The organism is Mesorhizobium sp. B2-3-6 (assembly GCF_006442305.1).
Taxonomy (GTDB): domain Bacteria; phylum Pseudomonadota; class Alphaproteobacteria; order Rhizobiales; family Rhizobiaceae; genus Mesorhizobium.
In genome coordinates, this window is sequence record NZ_VFVW01000009.1 from 258,680 (window position 1) to 284,955 (window position 26,276).

Here is a 26,276-nt window from a genome sequence, read left to right on the forward strand (position 1 = left end):
AGACTTGCAAGTGTATTGCGCTCTATCGACCAGCAATGGAGGCAATGATGAGACTGTATCTTTCCGCCACCGCGGCCGGGCTTCTGCTAGCCGCCGGCATCGGTGCCGCCGCTGCTCAGGACGTGATCATCGAGCCGCAGCAGGAGACCGTTATCCGCGAATATGTGCACAAGAAGCCGATCGCCTCGGTCGACCTGCTGGGCGTCCAGCTGGCCATCGGCTCGACCTTGCCGGACACTGTTGAGCTGCATGCGATCGATGTTCCTGATGTGCAGTACCGCTATGTCGTCGTCAACGGTCAGACCGTCCTCGTCGATCCCGGAACCCGTCGCATCGTGAAAGTCATCGACTGACGGCACCGTCATCAGCTGACGGGCACTGGGCAATTCCAGGAAAAGTGCGCAGCGGTTTCCATCCGGAATTGCGAAACAACAAGGCTGCCCGCCCTGCCATGCAGGGCGGGCGTCAAGCGGCAGCAGCCATGATCTTGGCATAGGCGTCGAAATCGACATTGCCGCCAGACAGCACCACGGCCACGCATTTGCCGGCCAAGTCGATCCTGCCCGACGAGAGCGCGGCGAGCCCGACGCAGCCGCCGGGCTCCACGACGAGCTTGAGATGGGCCATGGCGTCGCGCATGGCCTGCTTCGTCGCCTCCTCCGAGACGGCAATCCCGCCGGCCAGCGTCCTGCGATTGATCTCGAAAGTGAGCGCGCCCGGCTCGGCGACGAGAAGTGAATCGCAGATCGAGGTGTGGCCGGGCTCATTCGCTACCCTGGTGCCCTTGGCCAGCGACCGGCTGGTGTCGTCGAAAAATTCCGGCTCTGCCGCCCAGACGGCGGTGGCGGGCGAACCGTCCTTGACCGCGATCGAAATCCCGCTGCTCAGCCCGCCGCCGCCACAGGGAACGATGACGGCGTCGAGGCTCACGCCAAGCGCCTTGGCCTGACGCAGCAGTTCGAGGCCGATCGTGCCCTGGCCGGCGATGATGGCGGGATCGTCATAGGGCGGCACCAGGACCATGCCCTTCTCCACGTAAGGCCGCACCACGGCCACGCGGTCTTCGCGGACGCGATCGAAGGCGACCACTTCGGCGCCCATCTTGCGGACATTGCCGATCTTCATGGCCGGTGCGTCCGACGGCATGGCGATGACCGCCCTGACGCCGAACATGGCGGCGGAAGCGGCAACGCCTTGCGCATGATTGCCCGAGGAAAAGGCGACCACGCCGCGGCCACGCTCCTCGGCCGATAGCGAGGACAGCTTGTTGTAGGCGCCGCGGAACTTGAACGAGCCGGTACGCTGCAGCGTTTCCGGCTTGAACAGGATGCGGCCGCCGAAGCGGCTGTTGAGCTCGGGCGATTCGATCAGCGGCGTCTCGACGATAAGGCCGGAGAGCCGGGCGGCGGCGGCGTGGATATCGGCGATGCCGGGAGGCGTGGTCATGGCGGGTCCTGTAAGATGTGGTCCGGCCATGGTGCACGCAAAGGGCCGCGCGAGGCCAACAAAAAAATGTAACCCTCACAAGGTTTGAGATCACGACGGCCGGCAGTGCTGGCAGTCACCTGCCTGCCGGTCCGTCCAGTTCAACCCTCACCCCAACAACGTCCGCTGCCGCTTGTTGCCGCCGGCCTTGCGCCAGGCGTTGAAGCGATGGGTGGCGGCGGCAAAGGAAATCTTCATCTGCTGGGAGACCGAATAGCGCGACTTGCCTTCGTCGAACATGCGGTAGCAGCACTCGACGCCTTCCTCGGTCAGCTTGCCGTCGAGGGTCTTGTTGTGCGGGTTGGCGGGATCGAACTTCTCGATCTGCTGCTCGACCAGACCTTTCAGGCGCTGCAGATCGGCCTCGATGCTGGCTATGAGGTCGAGGACGGGTTTCGGGTCGAAGTGATGGGCGTCCGGCTTTGCAGTCATCGGCGGCTTCCTCGGTTGTTGGCTTGAGTTTGGTCATATAAGTGAACATTTGCCGATAATGAAGAGGCGGCGCCGAATGGCGGCTTCAACAAATCTTGACCACTGCCCAGGCGCACGATTGACCGATGCGGCAGCAAACTTTAGTTTAGAACAATTCTAAACTAGGGTGATTTCCTCATGCTTTCCCGTGTTTTCGGCTTCGGCCGCCGCTCCTTCGATTCGCTCTCCGAACAGGAGATCCTGGCGCTTGCCATCTCGTCGGAAGAAGACGACGGGCGCATCTATCGCGCCTATGCGGATGGGCTGGCGGAGGATTTTCCGCAATCGGCCAAGATGTTCGAGGACATGGCCGAGGAGGAGGACGGTCATCGCGACGCGCTGATCGAGCTTTTCCGCAGGCGTTTCGGGGAGCGCATTCCGCTGATCCGGCGCGAGCATGTGAAGGGCTATTACGAGCGCAAGCCCGACTGGCTGGTCAAGCCGCTCGGCATCGAGCAGGTACGCCGCCAGGCCGAGGCGATGGAGCGGCAGGCCTATCTGTTCTATGTCGAGGCGGCCAGGCGCACCACCGATGCCTCGACCAGAAAGCTGCTCGACGAACTGGCGGCGGCGGAACAGAGCCATGAGAGCATGGCGCAGCGGCTGGAGCAGCAGCACGTGCCGGGCACCGTGAAGGTCGAGGAGGCGACGGCCGAGCAGCGCCAGTTCATCCTCACCTATGTGCAGCCGGGACTGGCCGGACTGATGGACGGCTCGGTATCGACGCTGGCGCCGATCTTCGCCGCCGCCTTTGCCACGCACGACACGTGGCAGACGCTTCTCGTCGGCCTCGCCGCCTCGATCGGCGCCGGCATCTCGATGGGCTTCACCGAGGTCGCCTCCGACGACGGCAAGCTGTCGGGTCGGGGTTCGCCGGTCAAGCGCGGCCTGACCGTGGGCATCATGACGACGCTCGGCGGCCTCGGCCATGCGCTGCCCTACCTGATCCCACATTTCTGGACGGCGACAGCGGTTGCCGCCGTGGTGGTGTTCTTCGAACTCTGGGCCATCGCCTTCGTCCAGAACCGCTACATGCAGACACCCTTCCTGCGCGCCGCCTTCCAGGTGGTGCTCGGCGGCGCGCTGGTGTTCGCGGCAGGCGTGCTGATCGGCAACGCATAACGCCATTTCCCTTCTCCTCCTCCTGTGGAGAAGAGAAAGGTGTTACCCGTTCACCGCCCGGCTATCGACCGGCGCCTCTTGCCTTTCACTCAGCCCATAATCGCGCACGACGTGCGCGATGCGCAGGCGGTAGCCGGCAAAGATGCCGCCGCGCCCGGCCTGCTGGGCCTGCCGGTGTTCTTGCGTGTTGCGCCAGGCCTTCACCGCTTCCTCGTCGCGCCAGAACGATAGTGACAGGATGCGATCCGGATTGGCGAGGCTCTGGAAGCGCTCGACCGAGATGAAGCCATCGATGCTTTCAAGCAGCGGCCGCAACTGCGCGGCGATGTCCAGATAGGCATCGCGCCTGCCCGCGGCCGGCTCGACCTCGAAGATGACGGCGATCACGGCAGCACCAGCTTCGCGTGCGGGCCGGACGCCAGTTTCAGGAACATGCGGTCCTCCTTGAGGATGAATTTTTCACGGCGGGCGAATTCGTAGTTTGCCTTGCCGGCCGGGTCGGCGGCAAGCCGGGCCCTATAGGCTTCATAGGCAGCCAGGCTTTCTATGTTGTAGGCGGCATAGGCGGTCGTGGCCGAGCCTTCATGCGGCGCGTAGTAGCCGATCAGGTCGGCGCCGCAGCGCGGAATGGCCTGGCCCCAGTTGCGGGCATATTCCTCGAACGCGGCCTTGCCGAACGGATCGATCTCGTAGCGGATGAAGCAGGTGATGGTCATTTCGGTCTCCCTGAGTTGACGCACAGATTATTCGATCTCTGTCGAAACGTCGCCTACGCCGTTGTGCTAAGCAGTTTCCTGTCAGGAGCATCGTCAGCGCTCCTTGAGCTCAGCGAAGGATAGTGATTATCTGGCGAGAATGCTTCGATAGGGATGAAACTATGCGCGAAGGACCCGACATTGCCCGCATCGCCAGCCTGATCGGCGACCCGGCCCGCGCCAACATGCTCAACGCACTGATGGGCGGCACGGCGCTGACGGCAAGCGAACTGGCGCTCGAGGCCGGCGTATCGATGCCGACCGCCTCCTCGCATCTGTCGAAACTGATGGAAGGCGGGCTGCTGACCGTGGCAAGCCAGGGCCGGCATCGCTATTACGGGCTCGCCGGGCCGCAGGTGGCTGAAATGATCGAAGCCATCGCCGGCGTCGCCGAAACCATCGGCCCCAGGCGCGTGCGGCCGGGCCCGCGCGACGGGGCCATGCGCGTGGCGCGCGTCTGCTACGATCATCTTGCCGGCGAGCAGGCGGTGGCGATGCTCGACCGCCTCATCGACCGGAGACTGCTGCTGCGAGACCACGGCGAAATCCGCTTGGCGCCTTCGGCCGCCTCGCATTTCGCGGCGATGGGCATCGATGTGGAGGCAAAGGCCCGGCGGCCGGTGTGCCGCGCCTGCCTCGACTGGAGCGTACGACGCTCGCATCTCGCCGGCACGCTGGGCGCCGCCATCCTCGACAAGATCCTCACCGAGAAATGGGCGCGCCGGGAGAAGGACAGCCGCGCCTTGATTTTTTCGCCGCCCGGCAAACAGGCGTTCGAGAAGGTGTTTTTGGCTTGAGCTATCGGCGCTGTTGCCAGCATCGATTCGTCGGCGGGACAGGCGCGAAGGATCGCCGCGCTGCAAATGCGGGCAGGATTACCCCCGCTTCAACACCTTCCCCTTCTTGAAGAAATCCTTCCACGGATCGGCTTCCGCGAGTTGCTTCAGCGTCGTCTTGTCGCCGATGGGGAATGCGTTCGGCGGCAGGCCGGCTTCGATCTCGGCCCAGGTCACCGGCATCGACACCGTGGCACCCTTCTTGGCCCGCGACGAGTAGGGCGCCACCGTGGTCGCGCCGCTGCCATTGCGCAGATAGTCGACGAATATCTTGCCGGTGCGCGCCTTCTTGGACAGCGTCGCGGTGTAGCGGTCGGGCGCGCCCTGTTCCAGCGCGCGCGCGAAATCATGGGCGAAGCCTTTCACCTCCTCCCAGTTGGCCGACGGCTTCAGCGGCACGACGACATGAAAGCCCTTGCCACCCGACGTCTTGACGAAATTGGGCAGCGACAGCTCGTCAAGCTTGCCCCTTATGTCGAGTGCCGCCGCCCGCACCGCCTTCACGTCGACGCCTTCATCGGGGTCGAGATCGAAGACGATCTGGTCAGGTCGTTCGAGCTCGTCGATGGTGCAACCCCAGATGTGGATCTCAACCACGCCGAGCTGGACAAGTGCCGCGACGCCGTCGAAGTCACGGATAAACAGGATTTCCTCGCCATCCGTGGGATCCCTCGTTTTCTCGATCTTGTCATGCATGCCTGGCGAGGCATGCTTCTGGAAGAAGCGCTGGCCGCCGACACCGTCGGGGGCCCTGACCAGGCTGAGCGGGCGGTTGACCACGAATTGTTTCATGCGCGGCCACACCAGCGCGTAATGATCGAGCAGCCCCTGCTTGGATATCTTTTCGTCGGGCCACAGCAGCTTTTCTGGGTGGGACAGCTTCACCGTGGTGGTTGCCGCCCTTGCCGGCGTTGCGCCGCTTGACGCCGGCTTGGCCCGGGCCGTGCTTTTGCCTGTCGGTGTCTTCGGCTTTTCCTGCACGACTTCCTCCGCCGGCTTGTCCTCGCGCAGCCCCTGGAACGAGGCGTGGCGTACTATACGGTCGGAGGTCCAACTGCGGAACTCCACTTCGCCGACAAGCTCGGGCTTAACCCAGACCAGGCCCTTGCCTCTCGGCACGGCCTTGTCGAAGGGCGACGACTTCGTTTGCAGCGCATCGAGCTTCTTCTTCAGGGCATTGGCGCCGCCGGTCGAGAAGCCGGTGCCGACGCGGCCGGCATAGTGCAGCTTGCCGGCCTCGAAATAGCCGAGCAGCAGCGAACGCAGCCCGCGCCCGGTCTTGTCGGACGGCAGGTAGCCGGCGATGACGAACTCCTGTCGCAGCGTGCATTTCGACTTCACCCAGGACGGCCCGCGCCCGCTGCGGTAGACCGCGTCGGCGCGCTTGGAGACGACGCCTTCCAGTCCCATGCGGCAGGCATGCTCGAGCATCACCTTGCCGGGCTCGGCGAAATGGTCGCTGAAGCGGACCGCCGAATCCTCCGGCTGGCTGGCCAGCAATTCCTGCAAGGCCTGCTTGCGCTCGACCAGCGGCTCGCGGCGCAGGTCCCGCCCATTCAGCCGCATCAGGTCGAAGACGTAGTAGATGAAGCGATCCGTGCGCTTCGCCGACAGGTCGGCCTGCAAAAGCGCGAAGGAAGAGACGCCGCTGTCGGCCAGCACCACGATCTCGCCGTCGATGATGGCGTCGCTGCATTTCAATCCGGCGAGCTCGGCGACGATCGCGTCGCCGAATTTCTTCGTCCAGTCGAGGCCGGTGCGGGTGAGCAGCCGCACGTCCGTGCCGGCGATCTGCGTCTGCATGCGATAGCCGTCGAACTTCACCTCATGCAGCCAGTCCTCGCCCGGCGGCGCTTCCCGCTCGAGCGTGGCCAGTTGCGGCTCGATGAAGTCGAGGCGCTTTGCGTGTCCGGCCTTGGCTTGGGCGGCGGCCGGTTTGTTGGAGTGCCAGACCTTCGCCTTCTCCCCTTTCGCGGCCTTGCCCGCCCCGACCTCCTCGATCGTCAGGCCCGACTTCACCGATTTCGGCGCTTCCTCCAGAATATCCTCGCCTGGCCGGGCCGCGCCATCGTCCGACTTGATCAGCAGCCAGTTGTCGCGCTTCTCTCCGGGGCGCGGTCTCAGCCGCACCAGGTGCCAGCGGCCGTGCAGCTTGTGGCCGTTGAGCTCGAAGTTGATATGGCCCTTCTTCATCGCCTTGGCCGGATCGCCCTCGGGCACCCATGTGCCCTCGTCCCAGACGATGACCGAGCCGGCGCCATATTCGCCCTTGGGAATGGTGCCCTCGAACGGCGCATAGTCGATCGGATGGTCCTCGACATGCACGGCGAGCCGTTTCTCGTGCGGATCGAGGCTGGGCCCGCGCGTCACCGCCCAGCTCCACAGCACACCGGCATGTTCGAGGCGCAGGTCGTAATGCAGCCTGGTCGCGGCGTGCTTGTGGATGACGAAGATGCCGCCTGCCTCGCTCTTCTTGCCGCGGGCGACCTTGCCGGGGGGTTCGGCGGTTTTCCTGAAATCGCGCTTGGCGTGATATTGTTCGAGGCTAGCCATCCCTTGATGTCCTCACGCCGATTTGCGCTTGGGCGCGGCTTCTTTCGGCTTGCCGCGTTTGACCGCCGGTTTGGCTTTCGCGGAGGCCTTGCCGCGGCGTTCGCCCGATCCGCCGTCCGACGAAAGGCTCTTCTTCAGAGCGTCGAAAAGATTGACGACGTTGGACGGCTTGGGCGCCGCCTTGGCCTTCGGCGCCTTGCGGCCCGCCTTCTTGGCGCGGATCAGTTCGAGCAGCGCATCCTCATACTTGTCCTCGAATTTCGAGGGATCGAACTTCGCCTTCTTCTTGTCGATGATGAGCTCGGCCAGATCGGTCATCTCCTGATCCGTCTTTACCGATTCGATGTCGCCGAAGACGGTGTCCGGCTGGCGCACCGTGTTGTCGTATCGCAACGTCGTCAGCACCATGCCCTTGCCGAGCGGTTCGATGACCACGGGACGTTCGCGCCGATAGAGCACGATGCGCGCCAGACCCGCCATCTTCTTGCCGGCCATCGCGTCGCGGATGACGGCGAAAGCGTCCTGCGAGACCTTGTCGGCCGGCGCGACGTAATAGGGCGTATCGAGATAGATCTGCTCGATGGAGGATTTGTCGACAAAGCCGTCGAGGCTCATCGTGTGCGAGGACTCGATCTGGATGGCCTCGATCTCGTCCTCTTCGATGTGGATGAACTTGCCATCGTCGTCCTCGTAGCCCTTGATCTCGTCGCCATCCTCAAGCGGCTTGCCGGTTTCGGCGTCGACATAGATCCGCTTCACCGTGTTGCCGGTCTCGCGGTTGAGGATGCGAAAAGAGACCTTCTCGGCATGGGTGACGACATTGGTCAGTTCGATGGCGCAGGTGACCAGCGAAAGCTTCAGATAGCCTCTCCAGGCGGGACGCGGCGCCATGATGATTTCCTGTAGAGAAAGACCTGGCTGGAACGGACGACGACCCCAACGGTTCCAATCCGGTCGAGCCAAGGCCGGCGCGATTGCCACCGGCCCCGGCTCTTTCAGCCCCTATTCGGCGGCCTGCAGGTTGATCTTGCTTTCCGCTATTTCGGTCAGCTTTCGATCCGTCGCCTGCTCTTCCTTGAGGTTCTTGGCCAGCACGTTGGCGCAGTCGCTGCGGCCAAGCTGCTTGGCCCAGGCGATCAAGGTGCCATAGCGGGTCATCTCATAGTGCTCGACCGCTTGCGCCGAGGCGATCAGCGCCGCGTCCAGCACCTCCTTGTCGTCGACGTCGCCACTGACGTCGTCGGCTTCCTCGAGGATGCCGTCTATGGCCGGGCAGTTGACCTCCTTGGCCTTGACGCCGTGCAGTTCGAACACCTGCTCGACGCGCTCGACATGGCCCCTGGTCTGCTCGAGATGTTTCTCGAAGCCGGCCTTCAGCTGCGGATCCGTCGCCTTGTCGATCATCTTCGGCAATGCCTTCTCGATCTGCTTTTCGGCATAATAGATGTCGCGCAGCGTGTGCACGAAGAGGTCGTCCAGGGTTTTGATGTCCTTCGAAAAGAAGCCCATGATTGCGGCCCTTCCTTTGCTCTTGCGGTTGCGGGTTAGCGTGGGGCCGCAGGTCGGCGGCCCCATGGCCGGCCATGCCGGCTCGAAGAATCAACGTCTCGTCCCGGGCCGGGTTCCGGACTTGCGGCGGCGAGCAAGGAAATTCTCCCGCCAGGGCGAAAGCTGAAACGCAACCGCACCCAGGCGACATTCAAACGAAACATATGTGATGCAAAAGTCACACACGCCGAAATGGCGACAAAAGGCGTGGAAAGACCCCGAATCAGCCGCATTCCGGCCATGAAGCGACGGGTTTTCGACCAGAAATTAACATCGCGTTCACCGACTATTCACGCCTCGACGCTATGATTTCCGCAATTCGGAAGGGACATCCGAAAGTCGGGACAGGGACAGGTAAAATGAACTTCCTCACGCACCTCATCGGCTATGCCGCAGCCATCCGCGAATTCGTCGCGCCGACCTATCGGCCCGAGCGCTACTACATGCGCGGACCAGGCCCGGCCTGCGCTCGTCGCGGCACCTCGCTGGGCGCGCACTGACCATGACTTTCGAGAGCCGACACAACAGCCGCATCTGCAGGCCGGACGCCGAGTCGCGCGCCACCACCTATCGCGCCGAGCGCCCGACCTTCGCCGATCGGCGGCGTGCGACATCGCCGCGGCTTTGAGACCGCCTTCGCCGGCTTAATGTCTCAGGACACAGGCCGCCGAGGCCCGCGTGAGCGACCTTCCCCAGTCCAGTCGCCCCAGTCCAGTCGGGCCCCAGTCCAAGCCGTCCTTCTGAATACCCTTCGATGCAAGCCAGCCGCTGACCGTCTTCGACGGCGTTTGCGCCAGCCGGGATGATCGTGCGCTACCGCGGCCGGCTCGCGCCGTCCGGCGCACACGGCTCCAGCACAATCGTGCCGCCGGCCACCTTGCCGAGTTCTCGGCAACCCTGATCTGTGCACAGTGTCCAACCATCACCGGTCGCGCCGGAGGCGGCGAGCATAAGGCTTCGCTGCGGCCCGACTTTCGGAGCATAGGCCCACCAACCGTCTCGCAGCACCGCGCCCTCGGGTGGTTCCATGCCGGCGCCGGAGCCCTTTATGCGCGCCTCGGTGACTTGCAGGCCGGTAGGCATCACCTTCCAGTGTTCCTCCCAGCGCGTGCGCTCCACCGAGTGCGTCCAGGACAGGGTGAAGGCGGCGGCCGCCAGCGTCACCGTCTTGCCGGCGGCAAGGATACACAGGCTCATGCTTGGGCCGTCGCCCGCCGCGCGCGCCAGAAATGCCAGCCGATCCAGGCGAACGACAATGCCCAGCCTGTCTCGTCGGTGAGCGGGATCGCCGCGACCAGCAGCACGCCGGCACAGAAGGCGACGAGCCGTTCCCACCACGCCATGCGCCTGGCAAGGAAGCCGACGGCGGCGGCGCCCCACAGCACGATGCCCATACACGCCTTGACGACGATGTAGGCGACCTCGAGGGGGTAGCCGAACTGGGCGGCGATCGGGCCTGGATCCTGCAGCATGAGCGCCGGCGTGTAGACGGCCATGAACGGCACGACGAAACCGGCAATGGCAAGCTTGGTCGCCTGGATGCCGATCTTGAGGCCGCTTTCCCTGGCCATCGGGGCGGCCGCGAAAGCGGCCAGCGCCACCGGCGGCGTAAGATCGGCCATGATGCCGAAATAGAAAACGAACATGTGACTGACCACCAGCGGCACGCCGAGCGACAGAAGCGCCGGGCCGGCCAGCGAGGAGGTGATGATGTAGTTGGGAATGGTCGGGATGCCCATGCCGAGCACCAGGCAGGTGAGCATGGTCAGCACCAGCGACAGGAACAGATTGTCCTGGCCGATGGAGATGATCCAGCCGATGAAAGTGGAGGCGATGCCGGTGAGCGTCAGCGTGCCGATGACGATGCCGACGATGGCGCAGGCGATGCCGACCGGCAGCGCGTTCTTGGCCCCTTCGGCGAGTGAATCCACGCAGATCCGCAGCGTTTCGCGCCCGCCCTTGAAGGCCAAGCAGGCGACGACGAGAGCGGCGATGACGAGGCCGAGTATGTTGACGCCGAAGCGCATGAACGAGGCGGCGGCGAGCCCGAGCGCCAGCCAGAAGACGACGCGGAAGGCGAGCGGTCCGATCAGGGCCGCCAGCGGCGTGCCGAGGATGAGCACGATGGTCAGCGCCAGCCCCATCGTGCCGGCGAAGATCGGTGTGTAGCCGGCAAACAGGAGATAGATGAGGGCCGCCAGCGGCAGCACCAGCGGCCAGTGCTGGCGCACGGCATCCCAGGGATTGGGCAGTTCGGCCTTGGCCATGCCGTGCAGGCCGGCCTTGCCGGCTTCCAGATGCACCTGCCAGAAACAGGCGCCGAAATAGAGCAGCGCCGGGATGATCGCCGCCTTGACCACTTCGGCATAGGGGATGTTCAGCGTCTCGGCCATGATGAAGGCGACCGCGCCCATCACCGGCGGCATGATCTGGCCGCCCATCGAGGAGGTCGCCTCGACGGCGCCGGCGAAGGCCGACCGGAAGCCGAAGCGCTTCATCAGCGGGATGGTGAACTGGCCGCTGGCCACGACATTGGCGACGCCGGAGCCGGAGATGGTGCCCATCAGCGCCGAGGACAAAACGCAGACCTGCGCCGGGCCGCCGCGCCACGAACCGACCAGGCCGAGCGCGAAATCGTTGAACAGCGCGATCATGCCGGCGCGTTCGAGGAAGGCGGCGAAGACCACGAAGATGAAGATATAGGCGGCCGAGACATAGACCGGCGTGCCGAATATGCCTTCGGTGCCATAGGCGAAAGTGTCGACGAGCTGGGCGAAATCGTAACCGCGATGGATGAAGGGCGGCGGCAGATGGTTGCCGACGAAACAATAGGCGAGAAAGATGAAAGCGATGATCGCCAGCGGCAGTCCCATCAGCCGCCGGGCCGCCTCGAAGACCAGCACCACCAGCACCGCGCCGACGACAAGATCCGGCGTGGTGAGGAAACCGGAGCGGCGGATGAGGTCGGTGTAGAACACCCAATTGTAGAGGCCGGTGCCGAAGCCGAGCACGCCGAGCGCCCAGAACACGGCCTTGGCCGGCAGGCTTCGGGCGCGCAGGTTGGCGATCAGGCCAAAGCCGAGCAGCAGCAGGAAACCGACATGCATGGCCCGCACCACCTGGCTCGGGATGCTGCCATAGGCGGCGACGTAGATCTGGAACACGGAAAAGGCGACGGCGATGAGGAAGGCAGCCTTGCCGGTGATGCCCTCGCCAAAGCCCGGCGGCAAGCCTTCGACCTGCTCTTCGGCGACGGGGAGACGGAAGGTGGAGGATTTGCCGTCGGCTGTCGTTCCATGCGTTGTTTCGCTCATCCGATGCACTCCAAAATGAGCGAATGACAGTGCGAAGACATCTCAGATAGTCCTCGCCTACTTCAGCAGCCCCTTCTCCTTGTAATAGCGTTCCGCGCCCGGATGCAGCGGCACCGGCATGCCGTCGAGCGCCTTGGCAGGGTCGATCGCCTTGGCGGCGGCGTGGGCGGCGGCTAGTTGGTCGAGATGCTCGAACATCAGCTTGGTCATCTGATAGGCCGTCTCGTCGGAAACATCGGCGCGGGTGACGAGGAAATTGCCGACGGCCGCGGTCGCGACGTCCTCGGCCTGGCCCTCATAGGTGCCCTTGGGGATAACCACCGACAGATAGGGGGCGCCGATCTTGGCGACATCCTCGGCCGGCACCGCGACGACGTTGATCGGCACCGAGGTGGCGAGATCGCGGATCGAGGCGACCCCGAGGCCGGCCGACTGCAGCGTGGCATCGAGCTGGCGGTTCTTGATCAGCTCGACCGATTCGGCGAAGGGCAGGTATTCGACCCGGCCGAGATCCTCGTATTTCAGGCCGGCGGCGGCAAAGATGGCACGCGCGTTGAGCTCGGTGCCGGAGGCCGGCGCGCCGACCGACAGGCTCTTGCCCTTGAGGTCGGCCAGCGTCTTGATGCCGGATTCCTGGCTGGCGACGATCTGGATATAGTTGGGGTAGATGGCGGCGATGCCGCGCAATTTGTCGAGCTTGCCGGGGAAGCCGGCCTCGGCATTGCCTTCGGCGGCCATCTTGACGGAATCGCCGAGCGCGAAGGCGATCTCGCCCTTGCCCTGCTGCAGCAGGTTGAGGTTCTCGACCGAAGCCTTGGTGGCCTGCACCTGGGTGCGGGCGCCTGCGATGCCCTTGCTGTAGATTTCCGACAGCGCCACGCCGAGCGGGTAGTAGACGCCCGACGTGCCGCCGGTCAGCACGTTGATGAATTCCTGTGCCCTGGCCGAGGCAATGCCGAGCCCAAGCGATAGCGCCATTGCGCCGGCTGCAACGAACTTCGTTCTGAAATGGAACATCCGGTTTCCTCCCTGAAATATTGGCTGCCGCACCACCTCCTCGATGCGAACCGGCCAAGTTTAGACGGCGGGCCGCAAATGCCAACCCGCAATTGCATTCATTAGACGAACGGTTGAATGGATGCGGAAACAGCTCCGGCTTGCGCGGGACGCGACCGTGGCCGAAAGATTTTTTCCGGCACCTGTCGAAATCGGCCCTTGCCGCGCGACATATGTCCGGCTCGCAAGGACGCAGCCTAGGAAACCACGGGAGAAGACCCATGCGATACATGCTTTTGATCAACAACGACGAAGCCGCACTGGCGAACACGCCGATCGAAAAGGCCCAACAGATGAGCGCGGCCTATGGCGCCTATACCGAAGCGTTGAAGAAATCTGGCGCGTGGCTGGCCGGAGAAAGGCTGCGCCCAACTCAGGCAACCACCTCGGTGCGGATCACCGACGGCAAGACCAACGTGATCGACGGCCCCTATGCGGACACCAAGGAGCAGCTTGCCGGCTTCTACATGATCGAAGCGGCCGACATCGATACCGCCATCGAATGGGCCGCGCGCTGCCCGGCGGCCAGCACAGGCACGGTCGAGTTGCGGCCGATTTGGGAAATGGCCGAATACATGCCCAAGAAATGACGATGTGATGGACAGCAGCGCGCAGATTGCCCGGGCAGCCGCCGAGGCCGCCGCCCGGCAAAGCTACGGCAAGCTGGTCGCCTGGCTCGCGGCGCGCACGCGCGATGTGGCCGCCGCCGAGGACGCGCTGGCCGACGCCTTTGCCGCGGCGCTCGAACGCTGGCCGCGAACCGGCGTGCCCGAAAAGCCGGAGGCCTGGCTGCTTGCCGTGGCAAGGCGGCGGCGTGTCGACGCGGTGCGGCGGCGGCTCACCAGCGAAGCCGGCCGCGACCATCTCAAGCTGATTGCCGAGGAGGCGGAGGCGTGCATGACCGACCAGGACCTGCCCGACGAACGGCTGCGGCTGATGTTCGCCTGCGCGCATCCGGCGATCGAACCTGGCGTGCGCGCGCCGCTGATCCTGCAGGCCGTGCTTGGTTTCGACGCCGCGACGATCGCCTCCGCCTTCCTGGTCCCGCCGGCGACAATGGGCCAGCGCCTGGTGCGGGCCAAGGCCCGCATCCGTGAAGCCGGCATTCCGTTCCGCGTACCGGAGCGAGCCGAACTCGGCGAGCGCCTGGATACCGTGCTGGAGGCCATATACGCGACCTTCGCCGAGGGCTGGTCCGACCCGGCGGGCACAGAGACGCGGCGCCGGAACCTGGCCACCGAAGGGATCTGGCTCGGGAGGCTGGTGGCCTCGCTGCTGCCGGACGAACCGGAGGCGCTGGGCCTGCTTGCGCTGATGCTGTTCGCCGAGGCGCGCCGTACCGCGCGCCGCGATGGGTCCGGAGATTATGTGCCGCTCGCCGAGCAGGATCATGCGCTTTGGGATCATGCCTTGATCGACGAGGCGGAAACCCTGCTCGGCCGCGCCGCCTCCATGGGCGTGATCGGCCGCTACCAGCTCGAGGCGGCCGTGCAGTCCGTCCACGCGGCGCGGCGGCTGAGCGGCGAGACCGACTGGGTGGCGATCCGCGAATTCTACGACGCCTTGCTTTCGATCGCACGATCGCCCGTGGTGGCGATCAACCGCGCGGTGGCGATCGCCGAAGCCGAGGGCGCCGTGGCGGGGCTGGCGGCGCTGTACGTGCTTGGCGACGACAAGCGGCTCAATGATTACCAGCCCTATTGGGCCGCGCGCGCCGGCCTTCTGGCCAGGCTCGGCCAGGTGCCGCAGGCGGTCGAAGCCTATGACCGTGCGATCGGCCTCGAAAGCGATCCGGCGGTACGCCGCTTCCTGCAGGGAAAACGCGCGACGCTCAGGCATTGAAATGCCTGAGCGCGGTGCTTTGCCGATGAATTGTTCAGCCCGGCCACATTTCGTGCGATGCGTTGAGCGTCTTCATCAGCGGGTGCTCGCGAAGCCTGGCCCACAGGCGTTCGATGTCGGGCCAGGCAGTGCGTGCCTTGCCGCTGTCGGGATGCCAGGCCACCAGCATGGCCAAATAGATATCGGCCACCGACATCGCCTCGCCTGCCAGCCAGTCGCGGCCGCGCAAGGCGGCATCGACGACGGCAAAGCCGCGGTCCATCTCGGCCACGGCCGCCTGCTTGACGGCCTTGGCGCCGTCGGCGTCGGCCGTGTAGCGTGGCGCGTAGTAGAAACGCAGCACCGCCGGATAGAGGGCGGACGACATGAACGCCATCCAGCGCAGGAAGTCGGCGCGGGCCGGTTCATCGGCCGCTGGCGCCAGTCCGGCCCGCGGATGGCGTTCGGCGAGCAGGATGCAGATGGCCGCCGATTCGGTCAGCGAGCGGCCGTCCGGCAAGGTCAGCACCGGCACCTGGTTCAGGGGGCTGATGTGGAGGAAAGCGGGATCGGGCCGATCGGATTTCGGTACGTCGATCTGCTCGAACGGCGCATTGGCCAACACCAGGGCCGCCTCGACAACGAAGCCGCCGCTGCCGGGACGGGTGTAGAGCTTGTACATGAGGTCCTCCGCCGGCCCTGCTAGGGCCGGGGGCGATATGAACCGGAAGCAGGGCGCTGCTCAAGCCCGTGGCATCCGTCACGGCGGGTTTTTTCAGCGGGCCAGGCTAAGCACCTTTGTGTTAGGCGCTCGGCAGGGGGCGTGTCGAAACTTGACAGGCGACGCGTCGTATCGCTTCGCCCAACGAAGACCCTAAGCGCCCAGCCCTTCGAACAGGATCGTCGACAAATAGCGCTCGGCGAAGGACGGGATGATCACCACCAGGTTCTTGCCCTTGTTCTCCGGCCGCGAGCCGACGACGATCGCCGCCTGCAAAGCGGCGCCCGAGGAGATGCCGACCGGCACGCCTTCCAGCCGGGCGACGAGGCGGGCATTGGCGACCGAATCCTCGTTCGAGACCGTGACGATTTCGTCATAGATGGTGGTGTCGAGGATTTTTGGCGCGAAGCCGGCGCCGATGCCCTGGATCTTGTGCGGGCCAGGCTGGCCGCCCGACAGCACCGGCGAGGTTTCCGGTTCGACCGCGACGACATGCAGCGAAGGCTTGCGCTTCTTCAGCACCTGGCCGACGCCGGTGATGGTGCCGCCGGTGCCGATGCCGGAGACGATGATGTCGACCTCGCCATGGGTGTCGTTCCAGATCTCCTCGGCAGTCGTCGTGCGATGGATCTCGGGATTGGCCGGGTTCTCGAACTGCTGCGGGATGATGGCGTTGGGGATGGTGGCCGCCAGTTCGTCGGCCTTGGCGATGGCGCCCTTCATGCCTTTCGGCCCTTCGGTCAGCACCAGTTCGGCGCCGAGCAGCGCCAGCATCTTGCGGCGCTCGACCGACATGGTCTCGGGCATGGTGAGGATCAGCTTGTAGCCCTTGGCGGCGGCAGCGAAGGCAAGCGCTATGCCGGTATTGCCCGAAGTCGGCTCGATCAGCGTCGTCTTGCCGGGAGCGATCTTGCCCGATGCCTCGAGCGCCTCGATCATCGCCACGCCGATACGGTCCTTGACCGAGGCGATCGGGTTGAAGAATTCGAGCTTGGCAAGGAGATGGGCAACGATGCCCTTCTCCTTGGCGAATTTGTCGAGCCGCACCAGTGGCGTGTCGCCGATCGTATCGGTGATGGAATTGTAGATGCGGCCACGGCCGGGAACACGAGCGGAGGCGGCGAACTTGTTCATTGGTTTGGCTCCCAGAATGTCAGGCGGATGGAACTGATCTCAGACGGATGGCCGCCAAGATAGGCCTTCCACGGACGCAAGATAGACCGTCGCCCGAAAATATCCGAGTGGGGCCCGTGTCTAAAACGCCTCGGCCTCGGAAAAGCGTTCCCGCAAAAGCCAGTCCGGCGGAATGCCTTGGCAAAAATGGCCCTATTGGCGGGCGGCGATCGCCGCCGCCGCGCCGACCATGAAACCGGCCGCGGTGCGGTTCAGCGCCTTCAGGGCGCGCGGCGAGCGCAGGAACCAGCGCGCCTTGGCCGCCAGCGCCAGATAAGGCACCAGCACCACGAACAGGACGAGGACGGTGAGTGCGGCGAGGATGCCGTAATCGGCCAGCGTGATGGTCTTGAGGTCGACGATGGTCGGCGTGATGGCGAGATAGAAGATCATCGTCTTCGGATTGCCGAGCGTCACCGTCAGGCCGGCGAGGAAGCTCGACGCTAGCCCGCCCTTGCCTTTCCTGGCCTCGACCGTCTCGGGCGTGATGCCGGCGGTCCAGAAGCGCCAGCCGAGGAAGGCGAGATAGGCGACGCCGGCCCATTTGACGGCGAGGAACACCAGGCCGAAGGTCTGCGCGACAAAGGCAAGCCCAAGCACCACGGCGGTGAGATAAAGGAGGTCGCCGAGCATCAGGCCGAAGGACATGGCCAGCGACGAGCGGAAGCCGGAACCGAGCGCGCGCGCCACAAGCGCGGTGATGCCGGGGCCGGGAATGGCCGCGGCCAAGCCGAGGGCGGCGCTGTAGGCGAGAAAGCCGGTGAGGGTCATGGATCGAGCCTTGCGTCCGCGAAACTGCTGGGACGGCGCCTTGTCGCACAGAGTTTCGCGGGCGGGAATTGCCTGGAGCCGGATTTGGTTGCACCAGGCATGCCCCGTGCTCGAGGCCTCCCAGCGGATCAGGACCGGCCGTCGCCGTAGGTCACGCGCCAGATGGTGCCGTTGCCGTCCTCGGTGACAATCAGCGCGCCGTCGCTCGCCACCGCCACGCCGACCGGCCGGCCCCAGACCTCGCCGCCGGAGGTGACGAAGCCGGTCATGAAATCCTCATATTCGCCGGTCGGCTTGCCGTCCTTGAACTTGAGCCGCACCACCTTGTGGCCAGTCCTGTTGCCGCGATTCCACGAACCGTGCAGGGCGACGAAGGCGTCGCCCCTGTATTCGGCCGGAAAACCGGATCCTGCGCGGACATTCCTGCCGTCGTAGAAGGCGATGTTGAGCGGCGCCGAATGCGCCTGCATCAGAATGTCGGGGACGGTGACCTTGCCGGCAAGGTCGGGACGCGCGCCCTTGTGGCGCGGATCCTCATTGTCGCCGATATAGTACCAGGGCCAGCCGTAGAAGGCGCCTTCCTTCACTTCGGTCGCATATTCGAACGGCACGTTGTCGCCGAGCGCGTCGCGCTCGTTGACCACGCACCACAGCGCGCCCGCCGCCGGCTGGATGGCCATGCCCGAACAGTTGCGCAGGCCGGTGGCGACGATGCGCCCATTCCTACCGTCCGGGTCGAAAGCCCTGACGTCGGCGCGGCCTTCCTCCGCGCCCCAGGTGGCGCCGAGCGGCTTCGACCTGGCCCAGGCGTCGAGCCCGCCCCGCGGTTTCCTTGCCATGTCCTGGGCGGCGTTCGAGCCGGAGCCGACCGAGAGATACAGCGTCTTGCCGTCCGGCGAGAAGGCGATGTCGCGGGTCCAGTGATGAGTGGCCGGAATATCGCGGACGATGGTTTCCGGCTCGCCGGAGGCCTCCAGGTCGCCATCGCGGTAGGGAAAGCGCACGATGCTGTCGCTGTTGGCGACATAGACCCATTGCGGGTTGTCCCCAGGCGGGTAGAAGGCGATGCCGTAGGGCTGGTTGAAATTGCGGGCGAAGATGCCGTCCCTGACAGGTTTCGCGCTGCCCTCGCCGAGACGGTAGACGCGGATCTGGTTGGCCTCGCTGTCGGCGACGAACAGGTCGCCATTGGGCGCGACGCGCACGACGCGCGGATTGTCGATGCCCGAAGCGATCAGTTCCGCCGAAAAGCCCGCCGGCAGCCGCGGCTCGGCGCCTTGCGGCCTTTGCACCGGACCGGCGCCGTTCGAGGCGGATCTGGTGACATAGGGCCTGGGCTGGTCTTGCGGGCTGATCAACCGGCGCACGCCCGGCGCATCGGCCCGCCAGTCACCGAATGCGGCCGCGCCCTTCAGCACCGGCTCTTCCTGCTGGGCCAATGCCGTCGCGGCGAAGAGCAAGGCAGCAGCGATTACCACGGCGCCGGCAAGTCGGATCATCCCAGTCTCCAGCTTCTCGCTTCTTCATGCATGTCGTTGTCCCAAGACCGAAGTCACATGCATCAAGGGAACGGGCGGGCTCGGCAGTCGTTCCGGACGACACGGGGAGTTGAAGGAATTCGGGTCAGCTATCCGCGTCGAGATCGAGATCGGCGTCGAGGTTCTTTTCCAGTTCGACGAGATCGGCCGGCAGCGGCATGCCCATGGCGCGGATTTCGCGCAGCTTCTCGCGCAATTGCTCCTGCACTTCGCGCACATCCTCAGGCTGGTTGACCATCTCCTCCAGCAGCAGGCTGATCTGGGCCTTGAACGATTCCAGCGCCATCTTTTCTCTCCTCGGCCGTCTGGATCGATCCCAGCTCTCAGCGCAGCATGCGCGATATCAGCTGCGCCGTATAGTCGACCATCGGGACAATGCGGGCATAGTTGAGCCGGGTCGGGCCGATGACGCCGAGCGCGCCGACGACGCGGGCGTCCTTGTCGCGGTAGGGTGCCACGACCAGCGACGAGCCGGAGAGCGAGAAAAGCTTATTTTCCGAGCCGATGAAGATGCGCACGCCCGGTCCCGCCTCGGCGAGGTCGAGCAGCTGGATCAGCCCGTCCTGCGTCTCCATGTCCTCGAACAGGTGGCGCAGGAGTTCGATGTCGGCCTGGGCGGTGACGTTTTCGAGCAGATTGGCGCGGCCGCGCACGATCAGGCGCGCCGGCAGGCCGCTTTCCGCGCCGGCCCACACCGCCAGCCCTTTCTCCACCAGGTCCTGCGACAGCGTGTCGAGCGCTGCCCTTGTCTCTTCCTTGATACGCTCGACCTCCGCCCGCGCCTCGGCCAGCGTACGGCCGCGAATATGGGCGTTGAGAAAATTCGAGGCCTCGTGCAATTGCGAGACGGTGATGCCGGCCGGCAGATCGATGACCCGGTTCTCGACGTCGCCGTTCTGCGACACCATCACGGTCAGCGCCTTGGTGGGCTCGAGCTGGATGAACTCGATGTGCTTGAGCGCCACCTCGTTCTTGGCGGCCAGCACCAGGCCGGCGCCGCGCGACATGCCCGACAGCATCTGGCTGGCCTCGGTCAGCATGTGTTCCAGCGTGGCGCCCGAGCCGGAGGCGCGCACCTGCGCCTCGATGCTGCGCCGCTCCTCGTCGGAGAGGTCGCCCAATTCCATGAAGGCGTCGACGAAGAAGCGCAGGCCGGCCTGCGTCGGCAGGCGACCGGCCGAGATGTGCGGCGCGTAGATCAGGCCGAGATGTTCGAGATCGCTCATCACGTTGCGGATGGTGGCGGGCGACAGCGAGGACGGCAGGATGCGCGACAGGCTGCGCGATCCCACGGGCTCGCCGTCCCTCAGATAGGAATCGACGATACGCCGGAAGATGTCGCGCGAACGCATGTCGAGCGCCTGAAGTGCGGGCGCCTGAAGTGCCGGCGCGTGAAGAGCGAGCGACTGCGAAGCGGGATCGACTGCCTTGGTCATTGCGGCCATAACCTCCGGTTCAAGGATATAGACTTCGCGGCGCTGCGCGCAACCCGGTGTCGCGTTGCGCGATCAGCCGGTGTCGCACTTGCGATCACCCGGTGTCGCCGTTTGCGATCACCCGGTGTCGTGTTGCGCGATCGCCCCGGTGTCGCCGCGTTTGCGGCCGCCGGTCCATTTTCCTTTACGCCGTGCCCCGCATGCGTCTAAAAGCCGGCCAAGATTCAAAAAAGCTGACAAGAAAGCAGGCCGAATGCGCCCCTCCAAACGCCAGTTCGACGAAATGCGCGCCATCTCCTTCGAGCGCGGCGTCTCCAAACATGCCGAAGGCTCGTGCCTGGTGAAGTTCGGCGACACGCATGTCTTGTGCACGGCAAGCCTGGAGGAAAAGGTGCCGGGCTGGATGCGCAATTCCGGGAAAGGCTGGGTGACGGCCGAATACGGCATGCTGCCGCGCTCGACAGGCGAGCGCATGCGCCGCGAGGCCTCCGCCGGCAAGCAGGGCGGGCGCACGCTGGAGATCCAGCGGCTGATCGGCCGCTCGCTGCGCGCCGTGGTCGACCTGCAGGCGCTGGGCGAGCAGCAGATCACCGTCGACTGCGACGTCATCCAGGCCGATGGCGGCACCCGCACCGCCTCCATCACCGGCGGCTGGGTGGCGCTCTACGATTGCCTGCGCTGGATGGAAGCGCGGCAGATGGTGAGCGTCGCCAAGGTGCTGAAGGACCATGTCGCGGCGATTTCCTGCGGCATCCATGACGGCCAGCCGGTCATCGACCTCGACTATCTCGAGGATTCCTCCGCCGGCACCGACGCCAATTTCGTCATGACCGGCAAGGGCGGCATCGTCGAGATCCAGGGCACGGCCGAGGGCGAGCCCTTTTCGGAAGGGCAGTTCGCCGAGCTGATGGGCTTGGCCAAGAAAGGCATCCAGAGGCTGGTGAGTTTGCAGCAGATGGCGGTGGCGTAGTTTATTCATGCGGAGCCTGGGCCCCCCCCTCTGCCCTGCCGGGCATCTCCCCCCCAAGGGGGGAGATCGGCTGTTGTCTCGAGCTTCGCCAGTAATCAGCATAGAATACCATGAGCGGGCGCTCACGCCGCCAATCTCCCCCCTTGCGGGGGAGATGGCCGGCAGGCCAGAGGGGGGCGCCTCGTGACCCCCTCTGCCATTCTTGAATCCGCTCTTTACGTCACCGACCTCGCCGCTGCCGAAGCCTTCTACACCGATGTCCTCGGCCTCACCCTCCTCGGCAAGGTCGAGGGCCGCCATCTCTTCTTCCGTTGCGGAGCCGGCGTGCTGCTGATCTTCAACGCCGAGGCGACCAAGGTCCCGCCCGCGCCCGACGCGAGGCTGAAAGTGCCGCCGCACGGCACATCAGGCGAAGGCCATCTCTGCTTTGCGGCGACCGCCGATGAAATCAGCCGCTGGAAATCCCATCTGAAGGCGAAGAACATCGCCATCGAAAGCGAATTCGAATGGCCGCAAGGCGGCCGCTCGCTTTATATCCGCGATCCTTCCGGCAATTCGATCGAATTCGCCGAGCCGAGAATCTGGGGACTTTGATGCATTCTCTCGATGGAAAAAAGATCGTCGTCGCCAGCCACAATGAAGGCAAGCTGCGCGAATTCGCCGATCTGATGGCGCCATTCGGATTCGAGGCGAAATCGGCGAAGGACTATGGCTTGCCCGAACCCGAAGAGACCGGCACCACCTTCCAGGAGAATGCCTATATCAAGGCCTTCGCCGCGGCCAAGGCGACGGGCCTGCCGGCGCTGTCGGACGATTCGGGCCTGTGCGTTGACGCGCTCGACGGCGCGCCCGGCGTCTACACCGCCAACTGGGCCGAAACGCCTGATGGCAGCAGGGATTTCGGCATCGCCATGCAGCGCACCGAAGTGGCGCTGCAGGAAGTCGGCGCCGCCACGCCCGCGCAGCGCACGGGACGCTTCGTCGCCGTCATCTGCCTCGCCTTTCCCGATGGCGAGGCCGAATATTACCGCGGCGAGGCCGAAGGCACGCTGGTCTGGCCGCCGCGCGGCGAGCTCGGATTCGGCTACGACCCGGTGTTCCTGCCCGACGGCTTCGAAAAGACCTTCGGCGAGATGAGTGCCGAGGAAAAACACGGCTGGAAACCCGGCCAGGCTACGGCGCTGTCGCACCGCGCCCGCGCCTTTCAGAAATTCGCCCAAGCTCGATTGGGTCTGGCCAGGTTAGGCTCGGCATGATCAGGCCCGGCGCCACCATGCCGCTCGACCGCAGCCCCGGTTTCGGCGTCTATGTGCATTGGCCGTTCTGCGCGGCCAAATGCCCCTATTGCGACTTCAACAGCCATGTTCGCCACCAGCCGGTCGACCAGGAGCGCTTTGCCGCCGCCTTCGAGGCGGAACTGGCGACGATGCGCCAGCGCACCGGCCCACGCGAGGTGACCAGCATCTTTCTCGGCGGCGGCACGCCGTCGTTGATGAAGCCGGAAACGGTGGCCAGGGTCCTGGACGCCGTGGCGAAGAACTGGACGGTGCCCGACGCCATCGAGGTGACGCTGGAGGCCAATCCCTCCTCGGTCGAAGCCGAACGCTTTCGCGGCTATCGCGCTGCGGGCGTCAACCGGGTCTCGCTCGGTGTGCAGGCGCTGAACGACAAGGATTTGCGCTTCCTTGGCCGGCTGCACAATGTGGACGAGGCGCTGCACGCGATCGGGCTCGCGCGGGAGATATTCCCAAGGCTCTCCTTCGACCTGATCTACGCACGGCCAGGCCAGACGCCGGAGGCCTGGGCATCGGAGCTCGAACAGGCGATCGGCCACGCCGCCGACCATCTGTCGCTCTATCAGCTGACCATCGAGGAAGGCACGCCGTTCCACGCGCTGCACGCGGCGAAGAAATTCATCATCCCCGACAACGACCACGCCGCCGACCTTTATGCGCTGACGCAAGAGGTGACATCAGCCCATGGTTTGCCGGCGTATGAGATCTCAAACCACGCCCGGCCGGGTGCCGAAAGCCGGCACAATCTGACCTACTGGCGCTATGGCGAATATGTCGGCGTCGGCCCCGGCGCGCATGGCCGCTTCGTCGAGAACGGCCACCGCGTCGTGACCATCGCGGAGAGGATGCCGGAAACCTGGGCCAATCTGGTCGAGGCCAAGGGCCATGGCGTCACCGGCGGCGAGACCCTGACGCGCTCCGAAGAGGCTGACGAGTTCCTGCTGATGGGACTGAGGCTGGCGGAAGGCATCGACCTGTCGCGTTACGAAGCGTTTTCCGGGCGCGGCCTGTCGAGCGCGCGGCTGTCGGTGCTGCAAGGCGAAGGGCTGGTGGCGCCGATCGGCAACGCCCGCCTGCGCGTCACGCCCGCCGGCATGATCGTGCTCGACGCCGTGGTGGCCGATCTGGCGCGGTAGGCTGGGATGCTGCTCCCAATCTCGAAGCCAAGATTACGCTTCTGGAGGCGGCTGTTTCGCGGTATCTGAGTTGAGACCCGACCGGTGAGGCTATCCGAATGAACCTGCCGCTCTCCTGGCAATTCTGGGCGCTGTTGTCGGCGACTTTCGCGGCGCTGACGGCGATCTTCGCCAAGGTCGGCATCGAGACCATCAATTCCGATTTCGCCACCCTCATCCGGACAGCCATCATCCTGGTCGTGCTTGCGGCGATCCTCGCCGCCAGCGGCCAATTCCAATCGTGGGCCTCGATCTCCGGGAAGACCTGGCTTTTCCTTAGCCTGTCGGGACTGGCGACCGGAGCCTCGTGGCTCTGCTATTTCCGCGCGCTGAAAATCGGCAATGCGGCGCAGGTGGCGCCCATCGACAAGCTAAGCGTCGTGCTTGTGGCGGTGTTTGGCGCGGTCTTTCTCGGCGAGCGGCTCACCGGTGCGAACTGGCTTGGCGTCGCCCTTATCGCGGCGGGCGCGGTGCTGGTCGCTTATCGAGGGTAGTGCTGCGCCGTGGCGGGCGTTCTTGGTTTCGAGACGGGTGATGAAAATATCGAAGCGATTGGGCATCGTCCGGTCAGTGCTCCGTCGTGCTGTCGGGTTCGTTGTCGGGTAGCTTGATCTCTGGTGGCGGGCGGCGCGCGGGCCCCTGCTTGCCGTCCGTGGTGGCGGGCGGCTTCCCGTCTCCTTGCGCGGCAAAGCGCTTGCGGCCTGCATAGTAGGGCTCGAAAGCGTCCTGTATGGTCAGTCTGTCCATCCTGTCCTCCCGGGGGAATCAGGGGCTAAATCTGCGAACGACGGTTTCGTTCCCTACTGTGGCGAAGGAATGGCGCTCGCCTTGCATTACAGCGGCTTTTGCAACCCGGCGCGGGCCGTGCCAAACAGGGCGGATGATTTCGGAACGTCCTTCGCGGCTCCATCTGGACGCGGGCGCGCCGCTGACGGAGAAGGCACCGGTGACTGGCGAGACGGGAAAGCGCAGCTATGTGATCGGGCAGACCGAGATCGCGGCCCGGCCGCTCGAACCCGCGCTCTATCTGGTGGCGACGCCGATCGGCAATCTCGCCGACATCACGCTGCGCGCGCTTGAGACGCTGGCCGCCGCCGACATGGTCGCCTGCGAGGACACGCGCGTGTCGCGCGTGCTGCTCGACCGCTACGGCATCCGCCGCCGCACCACGGCCTATCACGAGCACAATGCCGGCGAGGCCGGGCCAAAATTGATAGTGGCGCTCCAGTCGGGGCAGAGCGTGGCGCTGATCTCGGATGCCGGCACGCCGCTGGTTTCCGATCCCGGCTACCGGCTGGTCGGCGAGGCGCTCGACCAGGGCATTCGCGTCGTGCCCATCCCCGGTCCGTCCGCGCCGCTTGCCGCGCTCACCGCATCCGGCTTGCCTTCGGATGCCTTCCTGTTCTCCGGCTTCCTGCCGGTCAAGGCGGGGCAGCGGCTGGCGCGGCTGGACGCGCTTAAAGCGGTGCCGGCGACGCTGATCTTCTTCGAATCGCCGCGCCGGCTGGCCGAGTCTCTCGGCGCGATGGCCGAAGCGCTTGGCGGCGAGCGCAAGGCAGCGATCGGCAGGGAATTGACCAAGACCTTCGAGGAGATGCGCACCGGCACGCTGCGGGCGCTGGCCGACCACTATGCGGCGGCCGATACGCCGAAGGGCGAGATCGTGGTGTGCGTCGGTCCGGCCGAGGCCAGGGCGGACGAGCCGGCCGATATCGACCGGATGCTGTTGTCGCTCGCCGCCGAAATGCCGGCTTCGAAGGCGGCGGCGGAAGCGGCGAAGATGACCGGCGGCCAGAAGCAGGCGCTTTACCGGCGGCTGCTGGAACTCAGGGATGCCTCTGGAGAGGACCGTGGCTAGGCTCCCGAGCGTCAGCCGTCAAAAGGCCTACCGGCGCGGCCATCGCGGCGAATGGCTGGCGGCGGCGGCGCTGGTGCTGAAAGGCTACCGGATCCTGGCGCGCCGCCATCGCACCCGTTTCGGCGAGATCGACCTGATCGCGCGGCGCGGCGACCTGGTGCTGTTCGTCGAGGTCAAGGCGCGCCGCACGCTGATGGAAGCGATGGAGGCGATCGCCCATGAATCGGAGCGCCGCATCGAAGGCGCCGCCGACATCTGGCTGTCGCGCCAGCCGGATTACGGCAGGCTGTCGATGCGGTTCGACATGATCGCCGTGCTGCCATGGCGCTGGCCGGTGCATGTCCCGAACGCGTTTTACGGGCGCAATTGAGGGCTGCG

The 26,276-nt window shown here is 65.3% G+C and carries 30 protein-coding genes; 13 read left to right on the forward strand and 17 right to left on the reverse strand.

From position 1 onward, the window contains the following. Nucleotides 1-47 precede the first annotated feature (47 nt). Nucleotides 48-353 (forward strand): DUF1236 domain-containing protein, encoded by a 306-nt coding sequence (locus FJ953_RS25235; RefSeq protein WP_140491773.1) that lies wholly within the window; start codon nt 48-50, stop codon nt 351-353. Nucleotides 354-465: 112 nt separating this feature from the next. Here the strand turns inward: FJ953_RS25235 and FJ953_RS25240 are convergent, their stop codons facing one another. Both FJ953_RS25240 and FJ953_RS25245 read right to left on the reverse strand, forming a co-directional pair. Next, nucleotides 466-1,446, reverse strand: a complete 981-nt coding sequence (locus tag FJ953_RS25240) for a threonine/serine dehydratase (protein WP_140491775.1) — start codon at nt 1,444-1,446, stop codon at nt 466-468. 147 nt (nt 1,447-1,593) lie between these two features. Then, nucleotides 1,594-1,917 (reverse strand): hypothetical protein, encoded by a 324-nt coding sequence (locus FJ953_RS25245; RefSeq protein ID WP_140514141.1) that lies wholly within the window; start codon nt 1,915-1,917, stop codon nt 1,594-1,596. 177 nt (nt 1,918-2,094) lie between these two features. Here FJ953_RS25245 and mbfA point away from each other — a divergent pair, with 177 nt between their 5' ends. Next, nucleotides 2,095-3,078, forward strand: coding sequence for an iron exporter MbfA (mbfA, locus tag FJ953_RS25250; RefSeq protein WP_140491779.1), 984 nt, complete (start codon nt 2,095-2,097; stop codon nt 3,076-3,078). 42 nt (nt 3,079-3,120) lie between these two features. On the opposite strand, the gene FJ953_RS25255 is transcribed toward mbfA, so the two are convergent. Together FJ953_RS25255 and FJ953_RS25260 are read right to left on the reverse strand one after the other, a co-directional pair. Continuing rightward, nucleotides 3,121-3,465, reverse strand: coding sequence for an antibiotic biosynthesis monooxygenase (locus FJ953_RS25255; RefSeq protein ID WP_140559146.1), 345 nt, complete (start codon nt 3,463-3,465; stop codon nt 3,121-3,123). Next, entirely contained in the window at nt 3,462-3,794 is a 333-nt protein-coding gene (locus tag FJ953_RS25260; RefSeq protein ID WP_140491782.1) for an NIPSNAP family protein, read from the reverse strand. Before FJ953_RS25260 ends, FJ953_RS25255 begins: the two co-directional genes overlap by 4 nt. Before the next feature lie 161 nt (nt 3,795-3,955). Between FJ953_RS25260 and FJ953_RS25265 the strand changes: the two genes are divergently transcribed. Then, nucleotides 3,956-4,630 carry a winged helix-turn-helix domain-containing protein gene (locus FJ953_RS25265; protein WP_140625298.1) on the forward strand — a complete coding sequence of 225 codons (675 nt, stop codon included), beginning with the start codon at nt 3,956-3,958 and terminating at the stop codon, nt 4,628-4,630. 78 nt (nt 4,631-4,708) lie between these two features. Here the strand turns inward: FJ953_RS25265 and ligD are convergent, their stop codons facing one another. The 3 genes from ligD to FJ953_RS25280 all read right to left on the reverse strand — a co-directional run bounded on the left by ligD (nt 4,709) and on the right by FJ953_RS25280 (nt 8,731). Then, on the reverse strand, nt 4,709-7,222 hold the full coding sequence (gene ligD / locus FJ953_RS25270) for a DNA ligase D (RefSeq protein ID WP_140625299.1): 2,514 nt from the start codon (nt 7,220-7,222) through the stop codon (nt 4,709-4,711). 12 nt (nt 7,223-7,234) lie between these two features. After that, a complete protein-coding gene (locus tag FJ953_RS25275; protein ID WP_140514137.1) occupies nt 7,235-8,113 on the reverse strand; it encodes a Ku protein in 879 nt (292 codons plus the stop codon). 111 nt (nt 8,114-8,224) lie between these two features. Then, on the reverse strand, nt 8,225-8,731 hold the full coding sequence (locus FJ953_RS25280; RefSeq protein ID WP_140491790.1) for a ferritin-like domain-containing protein: 507 nt from the start codon (nt 8,729-8,731) through the stop codon (nt 8,225-8,227). 398 nt (nt 8,732-9,129) lie between these two features. On the opposite strand from FJ953_RS25280, the gene FJ953_RS25285 reads away from it, so the two are divergent. Continuing rightward, a complete protein-coding gene (locus tag FJ953_RS25285) occupies nt 9,130-9,270 on the forward strand; it encodes a hypothetical protein (protein ID WP_013892047.1) in 141 nt (46 codons plus the stop codon). Nucleotides 9,271-9,583: 313 nt separating this feature from the next. Here the strand turns inward: FJ953_RS25285 and FJ953_RS25290 are convergent, their stop codons facing one another. Genes FJ953_RS25290 through FJ953_RS25300 form a run of 3 tightly spaced genes read right to left on the reverse strand, consistent with a single transcriptional unit; the run spans nt 9,584 to nt 13,101 of the window. Continuing rightward, entirely contained in the window at nt 9,584-9,967 is a 384-nt protein-coding gene (locus FJ953_RS25290; protein ID WP_140625300.1) for a DUF1850 domain-containing protein, read from the reverse strand. Next, a complete protein-coding gene (locus FJ953_RS25295; protein WP_140625301.1) occupies nt 9,964-12,084 on the reverse strand; it encodes a TRAP transporter permease in 2,121 nt (706 codons plus the stop codon). Before FJ953_RS25295 ends, FJ953_RS25290 begins: the two co-directional genes overlap by 4 nt. Before the next feature lie 57 nt (nt 12,085-12,141). Then, nucleotides 12,142-13,101, reverse strand: coding sequence for a TAXI family TRAP transporter solute-binding subunit (locus FJ953_RS25300; protein ID WP_140514134.1), 960 nt, complete (start codon nt 13,099-13,101; stop codon nt 12,142-12,144). 260 nt (nt 13,102-13,361) lie between these two features. On the opposite strand from FJ953_RS25300, the gene FJ953_RS25305 reads away from it, so the two are divergent. Both FJ953_RS25305 and FJ953_RS25310 read left to right on the forward strand, forming a co-directional pair. Beyond that, complete coding sequence (locus tag FJ953_RS25305) at nt 13,362-13,730, forward strand: YciI family protein (protein WP_140491798.1); 369 nt, start codon at nt 13,362-13,364, stop codon at nt 13,728-13,730. A 7-nt stretch (nt 13,731-13,737) separates the two neighbouring features. Further along, the gene (locus FJ953_RS25310; RefSeq protein WP_140625328.1) at nt 13,738-14,982 is read left to right on the forward strand and encodes an RNA polymerase sigma factor; all 1,245 of its coding nucleotides are present in this window, start codon (nt 13,738-13,740) and stop codon (nt 14,980-14,982) included. Nucleotides 14,983-15,016: 34 nt separating this feature from the next. Here the strand turns inward: FJ953_RS25310 and FJ953_RS25315 are convergent, their stop codons facing one another. The 6 genes from FJ953_RS25315 to hrcA all read right to left on the reverse strand — a co-directional run bounded on the left by FJ953_RS25315 (nt 15,017) and on the right by hrcA (nt 20,600). Continuing rightward, nucleotides 15,017-15,643, reverse strand: a complete 627-nt coding sequence (locus tag FJ953_RS25315) for a glutathione S-transferase family protein (RefSeq protein ID WP_140554718.1) — start codon at nt 15,641-15,643, stop codon at nt 15,017-15,019. A gap of 192 nt (nt 15,644-15,835) precedes the next feature. Beyond that, nucleotides 15,836-16,816 carry a cysteine synthase A gene (cysK, locus tag FJ953_RS25320; protein WP_140514132.1) on the reverse strand — a complete coding sequence of 327 codons (981 nt, stop codon included), beginning with the start codon at nt 16,814-16,816 and terminating at the stop codon, nt 15,836-15,838. Nucleotides 16,817-17,008: 192 nt separating this feature from the next. Then, on the reverse strand, nt 17,009-17,626 hold the full coding sequence (locus FJ953_RS25325) for a LysE family translocator (RefSeq protein WP_140514131.1): 618 nt from the start codon (nt 17,624-17,626) through the stop codon (nt 17,009-17,011). A 128-nt stretch (nt 17,627-17,754) separates the two neighbouring features. Then, on the reverse strand, nt 17,755-19,125 hold the full coding sequence (locus tag FJ953_RS25330) for a sorbosone dehydrogenase family protein (RefSeq protein WP_140625302.1): 1,371 nt from the start codon (nt 19,123-19,125) through the stop codon (nt 17,755-17,757). Between the two features lie 124 nt (nt 19,126-19,249). Beyond that, nucleotides 19,250-19,450: a hypothetical protein gene (locus FJ953_RS25335; protein ID WP_140491810.1), complete on the reverse strand. Its 201-nt coding sequence runs from the start codon at nt 19,448-19,450 to the stop codon at nt 19,250-19,252. Between the two features lie 37 nt (nt 19,451-19,487). After that, entirely contained in the window at nt 19,488-20,600 is a 1,113-nt protein-coding gene (hrcA, locus tag FJ953_RS25340) for a heat-inducible transcriptional repressor HrcA (RefSeq protein WP_140491812.1), read from the reverse strand. 253 nt (nt 20,601-20,853) lie between these two features. Between hrcA and rph the strand changes: the two genes are divergently transcribed. The 5 genes from rph (at nt 20,854) to FJ953_RS25370 (ending at nt 24,534) form a co-directional block, all read left to right on the forward strand. After that, on the forward strand, nt 20,854-21,570 hold the full coding sequence (rph, locus tag FJ953_RS25345; protein ID WP_140491814.1) for a ribonuclease PH: 717 nt from the start codon (nt 20,854-20,856) through the stop codon (nt 21,568-21,570). Nucleotides 21,571-21,753: 183 nt separating this feature from the next. Beyond that, nucleotides 21,754-22,164 (forward strand): VOC family protein, encoded by a 411-nt coding sequence (locus tag FJ953_RS25355; protein ID WP_140625304.1) that lies wholly within the window; start codon nt 21,754-21,756, stop codon nt 22,162-22,164. Then, nucleotides 22,164-22,826, forward strand: coding sequence for an RdgB/HAM1 family non-canonical purine NTP pyrophosphatase (rdgB, locus tag FJ953_RS25360; RefSeq protein WP_140625305.1), 663 nt, complete (start codon nt 22,164-22,166; stop codon nt 22,824-22,826). The genes FJ953_RS25355 and rdgB overlap by 1 nt, the downstream gene beginning before the upstream one ends. After that, entirely contained in the window at nt 22,823-24,001 is a 1,179-nt protein-coding gene (gene hemW, locus FJ953_RS25365) for a radical SAM family heme chaperone HemW (protein ID WP_140625306.1), read from the forward strand. Before rdgB ends, hemW begins: the two co-directional genes overlap by 4 nt. A gap of 98 nt (nt 24,002-24,099) precedes the next feature. Next, entirely contained in the window at nt 24,100-24,534 is a 435-nt protein-coding gene (locus FJ953_RS25370) for an EamA family transporter (RefSeq protein ID WP_140491827.1), read from the forward strand. Between the two features lie 73 nt (nt 24,535-24,607). On the opposite strand, the gene FJ953_RS25375 is transcribed toward FJ953_RS25370, so the two are convergent. Continuing rightward, nucleotides 24,608-24,787: a hypothetical protein gene (locus FJ953_RS25375; RefSeq protein ID WP_140491829.1), complete on the reverse strand. Its 180-nt coding sequence runs from the start codon at nt 24,785-24,787 to the stop codon at nt 24,608-24,610. Between the two features lie 199 nt (nt 24,788-24,986). Here FJ953_RS25375 and rsmI point away from each other — a divergent pair, with 199 nt between their 5' ends. Next, nucleotides 24,987-25,898 carry a 16S rRNA (cytidine(1402)-2'-O)-methyltransferase gene (rsmI, locus tag FJ953_RS25380; protein ID WP_181167264.1) on the forward strand — a complete coding sequence of 304 codons (912 nt, stop codon included), beginning with the start codon at nt 24,987-24,989 and terminating at the stop codon, nt 25,896-25,898. Continuing rightward, nucleotides 25,891-26,268 (forward strand): YraN family protein, encoded by a 378-nt coding sequence (locus FJ953_RS25385; RefSeq protein WP_181165189.1) that lies wholly within the window; start codon nt 25,891-25,893, stop codon nt 26,266-26,268. Before rsmI ends, FJ953_RS25385 begins: the two co-directional genes overlap by 8 nt. The last annotated feature ends 8 nt before the right edge of the window (nt 26,269-26,276 follow it).